Origin of the sequence: Geminocystis sp. GBBB08 (assembly GCF_016743215.1) — a bacterium.
In the GTDB taxonomy this organism is placed as follows: Bacteria; Cyanobacteriota; Cyanobacteriia; order Cyanobacteriales; family Cyanobacteriaceae; genus Geminocystis.
In genome coordinates, this window is sequence record NZ_VRZC01000009.1 from 1 (window position 1) to 14,169 (window position 14,169).

General features: G+C 33.8%; 16 protein-coding genes, 1 pseudogene and 1 riboswitch. Of the genes and pseudogenes, 3 read left to right on the plus strand and 14 right to left on the minus strand.

What is annotated here, in order from left to right:
* Together FWJ34_RS02455 and FWJ34_RS02460 are read left to right on the plus strand one after the other, a co-directional pair.
* Window positions 1–2,374, plus strand: a 2,374-nt coding sequence (locus FWJ34_RS02455) for an EAL domain-containing protein (protein WP_308253743.1), incomplete at its 5' end; no start/stop codon positions are given.
* Between the two features lie 53 nt (window positions 2,375–2,427).
* On the plus strand, window positions 2,428–3,696 hold the full coding sequence (locus FWJ34_RS02460; RefSeq protein ID WP_308253744.1) for a cytosine deaminase: 1,269 nt from the start codon (window positions 2,428–2,430) through the stop codon (window positions 3,694–3,696).
* Window positions 3,697–3,885: 189 nt separating this feature from the next.
* Here FWJ34_RS02460 and FWJ34_RS02465 read toward each other — a convergent pair whose 3' ends face one another.
* From FWJ34_RS02465 to FWJ34_RS02480, 4 genes are read right to left on the minus strand one after another with little or no spacing between them, the layout of a single operon-like run.
* Window positions 3,886–4,863: a DMT family transporter gene (locus FWJ34_RS02465; protein WP_308253745.1), complete on the minus strand. Its 978-nt coding sequence runs from the start codon at window positions 4,861–4,863 to the stop codon at window positions 3,886–3,888.
* Complete coding sequence (locus FWJ34_RS02470; protein WP_308253746.1) at window positions 4,847–5,218, minus strand: cupin domain-containing protein; 372 nt, start codon at window positions 5,216–5,218, stop codon at window positions 4,847–4,849. The genes FWJ34_RS02465 and FWJ34_RS02470 overlap by 17 nt, the downstream gene beginning before the upstream one ends.
* A 28-nt stretch (window positions 5,219–5,246) precedes the next feature.
* Window positions 5,247–5,387: a hypothetical protein gene (locus tag FWJ34_RS02475; protein ID WP_308253747.1), complete on the minus strand. Its 141-nt coding sequence runs from the start codon at window positions 5,385–5,387 to the stop codon at window positions 5,247–5,249.
* 7 nt (window positions 5,388–5,394) lie between these two features.
* Complete coding sequence (locus FWJ34_RS02480) at window positions 5,395–5,772, minus strand: hypothetical protein (protein WP_308253748.1); 378 nt, start codon at window positions 5,770–5,772, stop codon at window positions 5,395–5,397.
* A gap of 115 nt (window positions 5,773–5,887) precedes the next feature.
* Between FWJ34_RS02480 and FWJ34_RS02485 the strand changes: the two genes are divergently transcribed.
* On the plus strand, window positions 5,888–6,781 hold the full coding sequence (locus FWJ34_RS02485) for a LysR family transcriptional regulator (RefSeq protein ID WP_308253749.1): 894 nt from the start codon (window positions 5,888–5,890) through the stop codon (window positions 6,779–6,781).
* 248 nt (window positions 6,782–7,029) lie between these two features.
* Here FWJ34_RS02485 and FWJ34_RS02490 read toward each other — a convergent pair whose 3' ends face one another.
* The 10 genes and pseudogenes from FWJ34_RS02490 to speB all read right to left on the minus strand — a co-directional run bounded on the left by FWJ34_RS02490 (window position 7,030) and on the right by speB (window position 13,719).
* A complete protein-coding gene (locus FWJ34_RS02490) occupies window positions 7,030–7,416 on the minus strand; it encodes a type II toxin-antitoxin system VapC family toxin (RefSeq protein ID WP_308253750.1) in 387 nt (128 codons plus the stop codon).
* On the minus strand, window positions 7,413–7,655 hold the full coding sequence (locus tag FWJ34_RS02495) for a type II toxin-antitoxin system prevent-host-death family antitoxin (RefSeq protein WP_308253751.1): 243 nt from the start codon (window positions 7,653–7,655) through the stop codon (window positions 7,413–7,415). Before FWJ34_RS02495 ends, FWJ34_RS02490 begins: the two co-directional genes overlap by 4 nt.
* Window positions 7,656–7,745: 90 nt before the next feature.
* Window positions 7,746–8,522 carry an ABC transporter ATP-binding protein gene (locus tag FWJ34_RS02500; protein WP_308253752.1) on the minus strand — a complete coding sequence of 259 codons (777 nt, stop codon included), beginning with the start codon at window positions 8,520–8,522 and terminating at the stop codon, window positions 7,746–7,748.
* A 38-nt stretch (window positions 8,523–8,560) separates the two neighbouring features.
* Window positions 8,561–9,394 (minus strand): ABC transporter permease, encoded by an 834-nt coding sequence (locus FWJ34_RS02505; protein WP_308253753.1) that lies wholly within the window; start codon window positions 9,392–9,394, stop codon window positions 8,561–8,563.
* A gap of 176 nt (window positions 9,395–9,570) precedes the next feature.
* A complete protein-coding gene (locus FWJ34_RS02510) occupies window positions 9,571–10,626 on the minus strand; it encodes an ABC transporter substrate-binding protein (RefSeq protein WP_308253754.1) in 1,056 nt (351 codons plus the stop codon).
* A gap of 84 nt (window positions 10,627–10,710) precedes the next feature.
* Window positions 10,711–11,418: a hydrogenase nickel incorporation protein HypB gene (gene hypB / locus FWJ34_RS02515; protein WP_308253755.1), complete on the minus strand. Its 708-nt coding sequence runs from the start codon at window positions 11,416–11,418 to the stop codon at window positions 10,711–10,713.
* Window positions 11,419–11,527: 109 nt separating this feature from the next.
* Window positions 11,528–11,884 (minus strand): annotated as a pseudogene (hypA, locus tag FWJ34_RS02520) (hydrogenase maturation nickel metallochaperone HypA).
* A gap of 9 nt (window positions 11,885–11,893) precedes the next feature.
* Window positions 11,894–12,133: a hypothetical protein gene (locus FWJ34_RS02525; protein WP_308253756.1), complete on the minus strand. Its 240-nt coding sequence runs from the start codon at window positions 12,131–12,133 to the stop codon at window positions 11,894–11,896.
* Window positions 12,134–12,174: 41 nt separating this feature from the next.
* Window positions 12,175–12,393, minus strand: a complete 219-nt coding sequence (locus FWJ34_RS02530) for a hypothetical protein (RefSeq protein WP_308253757.1) — start codon at window positions 12,391–12,393, stop codon at window positions 12,175–12,177.
* Window positions 12,394–12,561: 168 nt separating this feature from the next.
* Window positions 12,562–13,719 carry an agmatinase gene (gene speB, locus FWJ34_RS02535; protein ID WP_308253758.1) on the minus strand — a complete coding sequence of 386 codons (1,158 nt, stop codon included), beginning with the start codon at window positions 13,717–13,719 and terminating at the stop codon, window positions 12,562–12,564.
* 62 nt (window positions 13,720–13,781) lie between these two features.
* A riboswitch (guanidine-I (ykkC/yxkD leader) is annotated at window positions 13,782–13,893 on the minus strand.
* Window positions 13,894–14,169 lie beyond the last annotated feature (276 nt).

Consider the following 14,169-nt stretch of genomic DNA (forward strand, 5'->3'; position numbering starts at 1 on the left):
AGTTATAGGAGAAAGTGTAGTATTACAACAGTTAATATCTCAAGAATTTAATATCGATTTTTATTTAGGTACACCTATTTTTATTAACAATAATATTTATGGAGTATTACATCTATTTAATTTAAGTAATAGCAATAGTCACTATAATTTTACTTATCAAGATACTCTCATGGAATCTATTTGTCAAGCGATCGCCAGAATTATTGTAGCAGAAGAAACAGAATTAGAAAAACAACAAATAAATATTGCTTTAGAAGAAAGTCAAGAAAGACTTAAAAATATGCTTTTTTCATTAGAAGATGTAATTTGGTCAATTCATCCTCAAACCTTACAATTAACTTATATAAATCGTGCCGCCGAAATTATATTTAAAACTCCTTTATCTAATTTTTTTCAAAAAAGAACCTATTGGTTAGAATTAGTACATCCTCAACAAAAACAACAAATCAAAGAAATTTATTCTAATTTATTTAACATATCATTATTAGGGGATAATCTTCAGTCTCATGATATAGAATATCGTATTTTAGTTGGTGATGGAGAGGAAAAATATATTAGAGATCGAGCTCATATTGTTTATGATGAAAATAATAATATGATTAGTATTGATGGCATTATTACTGATATTACTAATAGAACTAAAATTCAAAAAGCATTAGAAAAAAGTGAAGAAGAATTAAGATTAATTTTTGAATTAGCACCTATTGGGATGATAATTACTAATTTAGAAGGGAAAATACTTCAAGTTAATAACTCTCTTTATGAATTATTACAATATCCTTTTTCTGATTTAATTAATCAAGAAGAGACTTATATATGCCATCCTGATGATCGAGAAAAATGTGTTTTATTTAAACAAAAAATTATTACAGAATATTTAGATCAAGATAGTCAAGAAAGACGTTTTCTAGCCCATAATGGTTCAGTAGTTTATACTATTGTTAACATTACAGCTTTAAGAAATAATCAGGGAGAAATTATCCAATTTATTGAACAAATTATCGATATTTCTGAGTTAAAAGTAATGGAAGAGCAAATATTTTATGATGCTTTTCATGATAAATTAACAGGATTACCTAATCGTTTTCTCTTAATGGATAGGCTAACACAATTCTTAAATAGAGTTAATAATAATCGTCAAAATTTTTGTGGTATTTTATTAATTGATATTGATGAATTTAAAAAAATTAACGATAGTTTAGGTCATAAAATAGGAGATGAATTATTAACTTTAATTGCCGATAAAATAGTAAATTGTGTAAAAGAAAATGATACTGTTGCCCGGATTAGTGGTGATGAATTTGTGGTATTTTTACCAGATATAAAATCAGAACAAGAAAGTTATGATATTGCTACAAAAATCATTAATAGTTGTAAAATAAATATTGTTTTACATGGACAAAATGTTTTTTCATCGGTAAGTATTGGTATAACATTAAGTTCATTTGGTTATCGTAAAGGGGAAGAAATGATTAGAGATGCGGATTTAGCTATGTATCAAGCTAAAGAAAACGGGCGTAATTGTTATCGAGTTTTTAACCCGACTATGCACACAGATTTAGTCAAAAGATTAAGTTTAGAATCTGCATTAAGAAAAGCCTTAGAGAATGAAGAATTAGAACTTTATTATCAACCAATTATCAATTTAAAAACAGGAATAATTGCTGGATTTGAAGCCTTAATTCGTTGGATAAGCCCTATTCATGGATTTATTTCTCCAGTAGAATTTATTCCTATGGCTGAGGATCCAGGGTTAATTCTTTCTATGGGAAAATGGATTTTACACACAGCAGCAAAACAAATAAAACAATGGGAAGATTTCTATGGTGAGTTAAAATTATTTACAGCAGTTAACGTCTCTAGTAAACAATTATTAAACCCTAATTTTTTGACAGAATTAGATGAAATTATAACTATAACTAAAGTTAATCCTCATTTTTTAAAAATTGAAATTACAGAAACAATTTTAATGAATAATTATGATCATGCTAAAGAAATTTTAGACAAAATTCAAGCTCGTAATTTAAAAATTTCCCTTGATGATTTTGGCACTGGATATTCTTCTCTTAGTTATCTTCACCGTCTGCCTTTTAATACTCTCAAAATTGATAGAGCTTTTATTCAACCTTTAATTCATCTTAATCAAAAACATCCCATTGTAGAAGCGATTATTACTTTAGCACATAATCTCTCTTTAGACGTAGTAGCTGAAGGTATTGAAACTGATATTCAAGAGCAAATATTAAAAAAAATTAACTGTAATTATGGACAAGGATATTTATATTCTAAACCTATCAAAGCGGAAGATGCGACTAAATTTATTGACAATGAATTAAAAAAGCTAAAGGTATATCAATCAAGTATAGTAGAATAGTTTAAGATAAATTTATGGATTGAAAATTACCTGATATTTTTCGATAAAAAGTAATGATAAACCAAAATAATTATTGGCTCAAAAATGCTCATATTCCTACTTGTTTAATCACAGATAATCGATTTATTCCAGATACAAAAGAAAATTTATGTTTAGCTGATTTACAAATTCAAGAAGGAAAAATTAGTCAAATTATTTCAGCTTCTCATGATACCATTGGCATTGATTTACAAAAAAGAATTATTTTGCCTTGTTTTGTTGATATACATACTCATCTTGATAAAGGACATATTTTTGAGCGATCGCCAAACTTACAAGGTGATTTCAAAACTGCCTTAGAAACTGTGAAGAAAGATGCTATTTTCTGGGATGAAGAAGACTTATATAAGCGTATGGAATTTGCTTTGAAATGTAGTTACGCCTATGGTACGATCGCTATTAGAACACATTTAGATTGTCATGAAAATCAAGCCGATATTAGTCTAAAAGTTTGGCAAAAATTACAAAAAGCATGGCAAAATAAAATTACTTTACAAGCCGTTTCTTTAGTTAGTTTAGATTATTTTTTAACAGAAAATGGTGTGAAATTAGCAGATAAAATTGCAGAAATTGGCGGAATTTTAGGAGGTGTTGCTTATACTAATCCAGACTTAGAAAATCAGTTAGAAAAAGTTTTTCAACTAGCCAAAGAAAGAAACTTAGATTTAGACTTTCATTGTGACGAAAACGGAGAAATTGACTCAATTTGTTTGCAAAAAATTGCTGAAACAGCATTGAAAATGAATTTTACTAATAATATATTGTGCGGACATTGTTGTAGTTTATCTATACAACCCAAAGAAATAGTAGTAAAAATAATTAACTTAGTCAAAGAAGCAAATATTAGTATTGTTAGTTTGCCGATGTGTAATTTATATTTGCAGGATAGACAAGAAAATATTACTCCTTTTTGGCGGGGTGTAACGAGGGTAAAAGAATTTAAAAAAGCAGGAATAAAAGTTACTTTTGCTAGTGATAATTGTCGTGATCCTTTTTTCGGTTTCGGAGATCATGATATGTTAGAAGTGTTTAACCAGTCAGTAAAGATTGTGCATTTAGACACTCCTTATAGTGACTGGATTACCTCTGTTACTAAAATTCCTGCTGATTTGATGAAATTACCAGATTTAGGGCAAATAAGGGTAAATTCTCCCGCTAATTTAGTAGTGTTTAAAGCTCGTTATTTTAGTGAATTGTTTTCTCGAAATCAAAGCGATCGTCTTATCATTAGAGATGGTAAGATAATAAAAAATCAGTTACCTAACTATCAAGAATTAGATTAAAAAGAGGCTCATCTTACTGCAACCCCTAATTATTGACTCAGATCTTGCTTGCACTAGTACAATAATACCAATGAAACAAAACGGGAAAAATCAATTTTAGGAGTTTTAAAATCAATTCTGATTACTTTTCCCTCTTCCCTCTTCCCTTTTCCCTATCCTTATCGAGAATTGATGATAGAGATGCAAGATCTAAGATTGAGGTAAATTACCTAAAAAACTAAGGATAATTCCTATTAGCAATAAACTTCCTCCTAAATATTGAGCTATAGTAGGAATTTCTCCTAAAATCACATAAGCCATAAAAATAGCAACTATCGGATTAAATAAACTAGCTAAGTTAATTTGCGTTGAGGTGGCATTCTTTAAAGCTGCTAACCAACAATATTGACCAAATACGACAATAATTCCTGCATATATTAACATCCATTGCCAAAGAAAAGGAGATAATACATGATTAAAATGATCTAATCCATAAAGAAAATTAGCTAAGAGAAAAAAAATTACAGTGCCTAGTATATTACGATAAATCATGAAAATTCCTAAAGGAATAGATCTCAATTGTAATTTACCCATAATGGAGGAAATCGAAGAGATAAGAGAGGCGATCGCCACAAAAAATTCACCGATTCCGATTTGAAATCCGCCCATAGTAATCATCTGTCCAGAACTTGCCAATAAAGCAGTGGTAACCACACCCAAAAAGGATACAATAGAGCCTGTCATTGTCCAAAAATTAACTGGTGAACTTAACAACCAAACACCCAAAATTAGGTTTAAGATAGGTTCTATACGTCCAATTAAAACAATATTAGTTACGTTAGTGTTCTCAAGAGCTGTAAAAATTAGCCAAGGAGCGATCGCCCCTGATAAAATACCCGTAACGGTTAAACTAATCCAATCTTGACGAGTTAAAACTTTAAGAGTAGTAAATTTCCAATCGTGATGAAAAATTAGGAACATTAATCCTAAAGCACAAAGATTACCCACAAATAAAACATTACAGGGTGAAATTGGATTTTGACCATCAATTAAGTGAGATTTACCAATGTCAATAAGTTTAGTGGTAACGGAGTTAGAAGCCCCAAAAATTAAAACTGCAATAATAAGATATATTTTAGTAGGAACTCGACTTAAATTTTTTTGTACATTATCAATACTTTTCATCATCTGTTAATAATGCTTTTTCATAGCCGATGTTTGGTGCAGAATAAATAGAGACAAACACAGCATCTTCGTTACTTTTATTCATCGCCCCATGAATCTGATTTTTTTGAGCTAAAGCAACTTCACCCGCATTTAAACTTTGACTTTGACCATCACCTAAATAATAGGTTAAAGTACCTTTAATCATAACCCAAGTATCTTGTCCGTCTGGGTGATAATGAGATTGAACAATTTGTCCGGGTTTAACTAACCATACGGCAATACTAGAGTTTTCAGTCTGAGTAATTTCCGTCACCGTAGCATTTTGATCATCAGAACAAGTATAAGCTTCTAAGGCAAAAATTCTTCTATTCATCATTATCATTAGAGTTTGATTAAATAAGTACTTAAGTTTGATCCTTTAATCTTACCATTGCCGAACCGATGGGGATTTCGTCTCCTATTTCTTGTAATTTAGCACTTACACGATAAAGGACACGACCGCCCATTCTCGACATATCAACTCCTGAAAGCCTAATGGTAACCATCAATTAATTACTTGACTTCATTGGGGGGAAACATGGTTACTTTACCTTTTTTTACGGCTACAACCACATCATAGGTAGCACAGTAAGAAAAGGTGACATCATTGGCTTTGTTGTAAAGATTCACCACCATACCAGCACCTCCGGGCTGTACCCCTAAAGGTAATAAATCACCAAAGAAAAAGCGACGTAATTGATCACCTCCACCAATTTGTCCTTTATTTTTGGTCACTAGCTCAATTTTTTGCTTTGCTGTTAGTTCTGGAGCTGAGATCGCCTTATTCTCAAATTGGGGAATAAAACTATCAAGAGCGACATTTCCCACCGTGATAACCGTAGCAACGGCTAAAGGAGTCAGAAAAGGGCTAAAAAATTTTGACTTTAACATTTTTTTTGGGAAATCAATGAAATTAATAACGGTATGGTAATTTATTTAATTTTTTTTGAGAAGTGGGCAAATTAGAATATCAGATATGCCATTTTGGAAGAGGTAAAACTTTTGTATGGATCGACTTGCTTGTATGCAGAGTTTTGTTAGAGCGGTTGAATTAAATAGTTTTTCTGCTGTAGCACGAGAACAACAGACGACGCAACCAACTATTAGTAAACAAATTGTTGCCCTAGAAAAATATTTAGGAGTACAATTACTGATTCGTTCTACTACGAATTTATGTTTAACGGAAGAGGGCAAAATATATTATCAATACTGTCAGCAAATTTTGGAAACTGTTACCGAAGCTGAAGCGAATTTAAGAGGAAAAGAGGAAGCCAAAGGTACTTTACGAATAGGTTGTTCTGTTCTTTTTGGACAAATGCAGATTGTACCCAGATTAAATACTTTTATCAAATATTATCCTGATCTCAAAATCAATTTGGTGATGGCAGATCATTTTGTGAATATGGTGGAACAAGGTTTAGATGTTTTAATCCGTATTGGCGATCGCCAAGATAATTCTCTGATTAGTCATCATATTGGCACTACTCATCGTATAACGATAGCAACAAAAGACTATTTTGATCAAGCAGGTGAACCACAAACTCCTGAAGATTTAGTTAATCATCACTGTATTGTTTATAGTAATCTAGCAACAGGAAATGAGTGGCATTTTCAAGGAAAAGACGGATTAATTAAAGTACAAGTTGCAGGATATTTTCAAACTGATAGTTCTATCGCTATTCGATCAGCAATTTTATCAGGTTTAGGTATTGCCGTTGCACCGGTATGGATGTTTGGTGATAAAATTTATGAAAATGATCTTCAAATTGTGTTACAAGATTATCCTCCTACATCATTTCCTATTAATGCCGTTTATCGTCGTAGTCGTTTTTATCCTGCTAAAATCAATTGTTTTATTAATTTTTTAAAGTCAGAATTTAAACTTGATCCTTGGGTTTAAGAAAGTTTTTCAACTAGCCAAAGAAAGAAACTTAGATTTAGACTTTGATTGTGACGAAAATAGTAGTAAAAATAATTAACTTAATATTGTTTTTAAAGCTCGTTATTTTAATGAATTGTTTTCTTGAAATCAAAGCGATCGTCTTGTAATTAGAGAAGGTAAAATAATAAAAAATGAGTTACCCAACTATCAAGAATTAGATAAATATTATTGAGTTTATAATTTAGAAAGATGTAGAATTATATCTATTACCATAAAATTCTGATATTATAAAAATTAAAAGTGCTATCATTAGTTAAGATTGTCATAGTTTCCTGTTGAGTTTGAGCGATTAACATTCGATCAAAAGGATCTTTATGATGTAAAGGTAAAGCAGAAGCTAACAGTGCATGACTAGGAGTAATGGATAAAGCTAAGATTCCATCTATTTGCATTTGTTGAGGAATCAGAATTTCTGGAGGTTGGGGTAAATTTAATTTACTGCCCTTGAATTTAATTCCGATTTCCCAAATACTTGCTACAGATAACCATAGTTCATTTTTATCATTAGTAATGGCTTCTATTGCCGTCTCGCTCAATTTTTCAGGCTCAACTAACCACCATAACCAACAGTGAGTATCTAGCAATAATTTCAACTTTCTTCCTCTTCAAACAAATTAATTAATTCTTCATCAGTATGAAAAAAATCCTCTGATACGGTAAATTTTCCTCGTAAACGTCCAGCAATACGTTTGGGAAGGAGAGATTCGGTATAGGGAGTTAAATAGGCTACGGGTTTTCCCCGATTGGCAATGATAATTTTTTCTCCTTTTTCTACCCTTGATAGTAATTGAGAAAGTTGTGTTTTTGCTTGGTGGATATTGACAATATTCATCTTTAAACTAAGTTCAATAAACTAAACTAATTATAACTTAGATTTATTGATTGATACTCAGATAACCGAGAAATAGTTATTGTAATCAAATCAAGCCACCATAGTTAAGGCTTCTTTACCATGTAAACGCATTAATTCCATTAACTCATCACGATAGTCATGGAATTGGCTATGACGCTTGACATGAGCAGTTCTTTCAGGTAAATTAATTGTCATTTCTTTTCTTACAGTACCCGGACGAGCACCTAAAGCATAGATACGATTAGATAAAAATACCGCTTCTTCCACATCGTGGGTAATCATGAAGATAGTTAAATTGGTGCGTTGCCACAAATCTAACATAAATTCGTGCATAGATTCTTTAGTATGAATATCCAATGCCCCAAAAGGTTCATCCATTAGTAATACTTTAGGTTCTGATGTTAATGCACGAGCGATCGCCACTCGTTGTTTCATACCTCCTGATAATTCTTTAGGTAAGGATTTAGCAAAATTAGTTAAACCGACTACACTTAAATAATAACTAGCTTTTTCTTTACGTTCTTTTTTTGATATTCCTTGTAATTTCAAACCAAATTCTGTGTTTTCTTGTACATTTAACCAAGGATAAAGAGTATAATGTTGAAACACCATACCTCGATCAGGTCCTGGTGCTGTAATGGTTTTTCCATCAATTCTTACCTCTCCAAAACAAGGTTTATCTAATCCAGCTATTTGACGTAATAAGGTAGATTTACCTGAACCTGAAGCTCCTACTGCACAAATAAATTCTTCTTGTACGATAGTCATATTAATATCTTTTAAAACAGCTAATTTGCCATTTTTTGTCTCAAAATTTTTATGTAAATTACTAACTTGTAAAAACATGATTTTTTTCTCCAAGATTAAACTAAATTAAATGAAAATTAACGTTTTTGACTAGCCCAATTACAGGATACTCTTAATAGATATTGAAAGAATAAATCTAAAGATAAACCGATAATGCCAATGACAATTAAACCCACAAAAATTTCATCAGTGCGTAAAAATCTTCCAGCGACACTGATACGCCTTCCTAAACCTTCGGTGGATGCTATCAACTCAGACACAATCACTAACTGCCATGCAGCGGCTAAATTAATACGACAAGCATCAAGAATACCGGGTAAAGAATGAGGAAATATCACTTGAGTTAAAATTTGCCAAGGATTACCACCTAAAATATACGTTGATTCGATCAGGTCTTTTGATACAAATTTTACAGTATCCATAACCATTAACGCATTAAAGAAAAATACACCTATAAATATAAGAGTGATTTTCGGTTCTTCTCCAATGCCAAGGTATAGTATGAGAAGGGGAATAAAGGCGGGTGCTGGCATATAACGCATTAAACCAAATAGAGGTTCAAATAATGCTCTGATACTGGCAAAACTCCCCATTAAAATACCGATAGGAATAGCGAATAAGGCGGCGAAGAAAAAGCCAAATCCCACTCTCCATAAACTAGCTATGGTATCTTTAACTAAGTCGCCACTTTTCCATAACCTTACAAAAGCCTGGAATACGTTAGCAGGAGATGGTAAAAATTTCGGATCAATATTGCCTATCGTCGTCACTAACCACCATAATATTAACGGGAGTGCGATCGAGGAAATGGTTAGGCTAATATATAGAGGTTTGGGTATGTCTTCCGATAAGCGCCAAAAACCATTAAGTATATTTGCTTTGCTTTTTTCCATGTTTTTGGTTATCATCATAATTAGTATTCTTTTTTCGCATGATGTTCTCAAGTTCGTATAATTAGAAGTTGCTTCATTAGAGAATTAGATTATTTCTCGCAAAGACGCTCATGACGCAAAGGGTATTAGAAAGAGTGTTAAGTGATTAAATGAACTTGATTTTGGTTAGTGTTAATCGAATTTACAAGAAAATATTAACTTTTAGTTTTGTTCTTTTCTGCGTAGGCTTTGATAAATCGATCGTCAAAAATTTTGCTAATATCTGCTGGTTGAGTTGCTAAACCTACATCTACCAAAAATTTGCTCATTTCTTGGGCAGAAAAATAAAGAGATTTTCTATCATTACCCTCCTTAAATGCTTCTAAGTTTTCCTCGATTGTAAATAACTTTGTACCTCCTGCATATTCTTTATATTCATCAACGGAAACTCCTGCCCGTTTTGCCATAATTTCATTAGCTTTATCTGGATTTTGTTTGATATAGTCTAAAGTGGCGAACCAACTATCTACCATTGCCTGTACCTTTTCGGGGTTTTCTTCTACAAATTTACGAGTGAAAACAAGATGATCAGATATTGAACCAGGAAAGTCTTTTGAGCTAAATAACTCTTTACTATTAGGGCGAGTTAAGGCTTGAGTGGTAAAGGGTGCAAACACAGCTACAGCATCAACTTGACCTGCTACAAAAGCGGCGGCGGCTGAACCGGTTTCCAGTGGTACAAATTCAATGTCTTCTGGTTTTAAACCTGCTTCTTTCATCCCTAAAAGTAAAAGAAAATGATCTACTGTGCCTTCTTCGGCGGCTACTTTTTTGCCTTTCAAATCTTGAACTGTATTAATACCTTCACTGACGATGATTTTATCGTTACCTGTGGAGTTATCATTAACTAACACGATAACTTGATCTGCACCTCCGGCGATCGAGTTTACTGTATCCCCAAGGGTTTGACTGTTGGCGTCAATTTGTTGAGCATTTAAAGTACTAATGGATTCGAGATAGCCATCAAACCACTTAAGATCCACCTTGACATTATTTTGATCAAAAATACCTTGATCATTTGCTACTTGCCAAGGAAACCAACCAGGCCAAGCACTAAAACCCAGTCTGACTGCCGTTTCAGTGGAAGTGTTTGGAGTTGTTGGGGTTTCTGTGTTAGTCTGAATATTTGATGCGGGGTTAGAACAAGCTACACTTAAGCTAACAGTTGCCAAGAATATGACAATATATGATAAAAGTGATCGTCGTTTCATTATTTATATAAAATGATAATTTACGGTAAAAGGGCTTAAGCCCCGTACGGGCATAATATATTATGCTTCTACAAACTGATTTGTTTAAATAGCGATAAGTTCTGATTTTTGAAGATTTTTGCGATCATTAACCTGATTTTTGACCCAAGTAAACCATTCATCTAACCCCATTTCTGTCTTACTAGATACAGGAATAATAATTACATCAGGATTCATCTGTCTGACGTTATTAATTAGTTTTTTGAGGTCAAAATCTAAGTAGGGGGCTAAATCCATCTTAGTGATGAGCAAACAATCAGCTTCTTGAAACATAATGGGATATTTAAGAGGTTTGTCTTCTCCTTCGGTGATGCTCAAGAGTGCTACTTTTGCGTGTTCGCCTACTTCAAATTCTGCTGGACAAACTAAGTTACCAACGTTTTCTACCCACACCAGATCGAACTGTGAGGGATCATATTTAGCGACTAATTGATGAATACCCCCTGATACCATCTTGGAGTCTAAATGACATGATCGACCCGTATTAATGGCGATAACAGGTACATTATGAAGGCGTAATCGATCGGCATCTAATTCGGTAGTCATATCTCCTTCAATGACTGCCATTTTTAACTCTTGATTAAGATGAGCGAGGGTTTTTTCTAACAGGGCGGTTTTACCTGCCCCTGGGCTACTCATGAGGTTAAAACAAGTAATACCCCATTCGTCAAAGTGCGATCGATTGTGATCAGCACCGGCTTGATTGGCGTGGAGTAGGTTAATTTCTAAAGCGGCATCGAATGTTTGGTGCATAATAATTAGGAATTTGTAATCAGTATTTTTTTGTAGGGTGGGCAATGCCCACATTCATAGATAAGGCTTAAAATCTCAATTCCCTTATTAAATAGGTGGACAAGGGGGATCAAGAAATAGTAGAATACTCAAGTCGATCGATCTTTAACTCTCTACCTGAGCGAATATCATCCATAGGAGAATGACACTGAGGGCAGGAATACTGTAAACCGATTTGGGGCTTGTATTCTTCTTGGCAATGATGACAATAGGCAACTAAGGGAACTTCTTTAATAGCTAAGGTTGCTCCCTCAAGGAAAGTGTTGCGGGTTTGCACCTCAAAGGCAAATTCTAAAGAAGCAGGTTCAACACAGGTAAACTCCCCTACAATTAATTGAACTTTTTACATTTTGTAGGGTTGGGGTTGAGAGTCATACCAGTCTTTTACTGTTATAATGAGAGCCTTTGTCATATCCGTTTCGTGCATGATAGGAGTTTAACTTTTTTCTAAATTTTCAATTCGACGAGTGAGTTGTAACAACCTTTCTTCATAGTCAATCTGCTTGATTTCATGGGTAATGTGAAGATTGAGTAATTGTTCTAAGGCTTTATTTAGTTTCAACTGTTCGTCATGGAGTTTGATTTGAGACTCCTGTAATTTTAATTGAGACTCCTGTAAGCCTCTTTGTACAGCTAACATCCCTTCGATGGTATTTTGAATGTCCTCTATATTCATAGTCTTAATCTAATATTTGATCATTCTTAAGATATAAGAGTTTAACTTTTTTCTAAATTTTCAATTCGGCGAGTAAGTTGTAACAACCTTTCTTCATAGTCAATGTGCTTTATCTCATGGGTAATATGGAGATTGAGTAATTGCTCTAAGGCTTGATTTAGTTTCAACTGTTCTTCATGGAGTTTTAATTGAGATTCTTGTAAGCCTCTTTGCACAGCTAACATCCCCTCGATGGTATTTTGAATGTCCTCTATATTCATATTTTCTCAACCTTAATTTGTGATTAATTATTAGGATAATCTATGACTCAAGTTGTTAGTAAGAAAGCAGAATATAAAAGATTGTCAAAAAATACAGGAAAAATTAACCTTTGCGCCTTTGCTGTCTTCCCTATTAGGGGGGATAAAGGGGGGTTGCGAGAGAAAAAACTAACTCCAAGGCTCATCAACTACTTGGGCTTCTTCATGGATATAGTCAGGTTTCTCTTTGCGAGGTAATTGCCCAGAAACCACTAAATGAGCCATAGTATCGCAAATAACACGGGTTGCCATTAAAGAAGTCATATCACTGACATCATAGGGAGGAGAAACTTCCACTATCTCAATACCGCAAACTGTCGTATTTTGGACAATTTTCTTAAGCAGGTATAAAGCCTCACGAGGTAATAAGCCTCCTGGTTCGGGCCATCCCGTGCCGGGTACAAATCCTGCATCTATACAGTCAATATCAAAGCTAATCCAGACGCAATCAGTACCATCTGTTGCTTTTTCGATGGCAAAATCGGCAGCCGCATCTAAGCCCATTTCCATAATGTCGGTAACGGTAAGGATATTAGTAGCCCTTTCACGGCATACCTTAACCCCCTGACGTGGCACTTGCCAACCGCCTATGCCTAGTTGTACAAGATTTTTTGCTGGTGCGTTTGCCATATTAGTAGCATGAAACCAAGGACAAGTGTGCATTCTTTCGTCTAAGTCTGTCTCTTGAGTGTCCACATGGCGATCGAAATGAATGATTCCCACCTTTTTATCCCCTAAATGACGACAAATCCCCCTGACAGTGGGAAAACCAATAGAATGATCACCCCCCAATATAATAGGAAATGCTCCTGACTTGAAGATATGAGCAATACCTTTAGAGATTTGATCAAAAGATTTTTCATTGTTAGCAGGAATAGTAAATATATCGCCCACGTCACAGAGTTTAATTTGTTCCCTTAAATCCACTCCCAACTCGAAATTATAGGGAGTATATAAGGCACTGATACGGCGGATACCTTGAGGGCCAAATCTTGTACCGGGGCGGTAAGTAGTACCAGAGTCATGAGGTACACCGACGATCGCCACATCATAATTTCCAACCTTATTGACATCTTCTATATAAGGGGCTTTTAAAAATGTGTTAATACCTGCATAGTGGGGCAATTCTCCTCGGGAGAAAGTGGAAATAGTGCGATCTTTGATACTATCGGCCGCTTCGAGTCCATATTTTAAACCGTCTTGAACTTCCTGTTGCCACCCCGTCAATGATAGTTGAGTCTCCTTTTCGAGGGCTTTTTGCGCTTCGCTTTCTGGTTGATTACTCATCAGATGTTCTCCTATATATATGAATGACAAAGCCCAGAAGGGTGACAGCATTTACCATCACTTCCTCCCGGGCTTTTCTCCCTCCGTGTAGCTACTATTTTTCTTCAAATTCTTAGTAGCTCGTCTCTCTCGGACCTGTCATGTTTTCACATCGGAACCCTAGAAACCTTCTTTAATTGCTTTTAATTTTGGATTTACAATACCAAACCCCGGCAGGGGATAACTGTATAGAAAGATACGAAAATCGTTTAATCTTTAACTATAGAGATCGAGTGTTTTCAAATACGGTTTAATTCAATATAGATAGTGGTTAATTTCTTCTCTAAATTCACTCTCTATTTACATTGATTGTCAAGTTTATTTACAATTCCATTATCTTAATTTTTTCTACTGCTAAAATTATTTTACATATGGCAGATAACGAGTTGATTAGGACGTTTTGATATTCCT

Coding starts and splice junctions, on each gene's coding strand:
- FWJ34_RS02460 (WP_308253744.1), top strand. CDS start 2,428: ATGATAAACCAAAATAATTATTGGCTCAAAAATGCTCATATTCCTACT.
- FWJ34_RS02465 (WP_308253745.1), bottom strand. CDS start 4,863: ATGATGAAAAGTATTGATAATGTACAAAAAAATTTAAGTCGAGTTCCT.
- FWJ34_RS02470 (WP_308253746.1), bottom strand. CDS start 5,218: ATGATGAATAGAAGAATTTTTGCCTTAGAAGCTTATACTTGTTCTGAT.
- FWJ34_RS02475 (WP_308253747.1), bottom strand. CDS start 5,387: ATGGTTACCATTAGGCTTTCAGGAGTTGATATGTCGAGAATGGGCGGT.
- FWJ34_RS02480 (WP_308253748.1), bottom strand. CDS start 5,772: ATGTTAAAGTCAAAATTTTTTAGCCCTTTTCTGACTCCTTTAGCCGTT.
- FWJ34_RS02485 (WP_308253749.1), top strand. CDS start 5,888: ATGGATCGACTTGCTTGTATGCAGAGTTTTGTTAGAGCGGTTGAATTA.
- FWJ34_RS02495 (WP_308253751.1), bottom strand. CDS start 7,655: ATGAATATTGTCAATATCCACCAAGCAAAAACACAACTTTCTCAATTA.
- FWJ34_RS02500 (WP_308253752.1), bottom strand. CDS start 8,522: ATGTTTTTACAAGTTAGTAATTTACATAAAAATTTTGAGACAAAAAAT.
- FWJ34_RS02505 (WP_308253753.1), bottom strand. CDS start 9,394: ATGATGATAACCAAAAACATGGAAAAAAGCAAAGCAAATATACTTAAT.
- FWJ34_RS02510 (WP_308253754.1), bottom strand. CDS start 10,626: ATGAAACGACGATCACTTTTATCATATATTGTCATATTCTTGGCAACT.
- hypB (WP_308253755.1), bottom strand. CDS start 11,418: ATGCACCAAACATTCGATGCCGCTTTAGAAATTAACCTACTCCACGCC.
- FWJ34_RS02525 (WP_308253756.1), bottom strand. CDS start 12,133: ATGAATATAGAGGACATTCAAAATACCATCGAAGGGATGTTAGCTGTA.
- FWJ34_RS02530 (WP_308253757.1), bottom strand. CDS start 12,393: ATGAATATAGAGGACATTCAAAATACCATCGAGGGGATGTTAGCTGTG.
- speB (WP_308253758.1), bottom strand. CDS start 13,719: ATGAGTAATCAACCAGAAAGCGAAGCGCAAAAAGCCCTCGAAAAGGAG.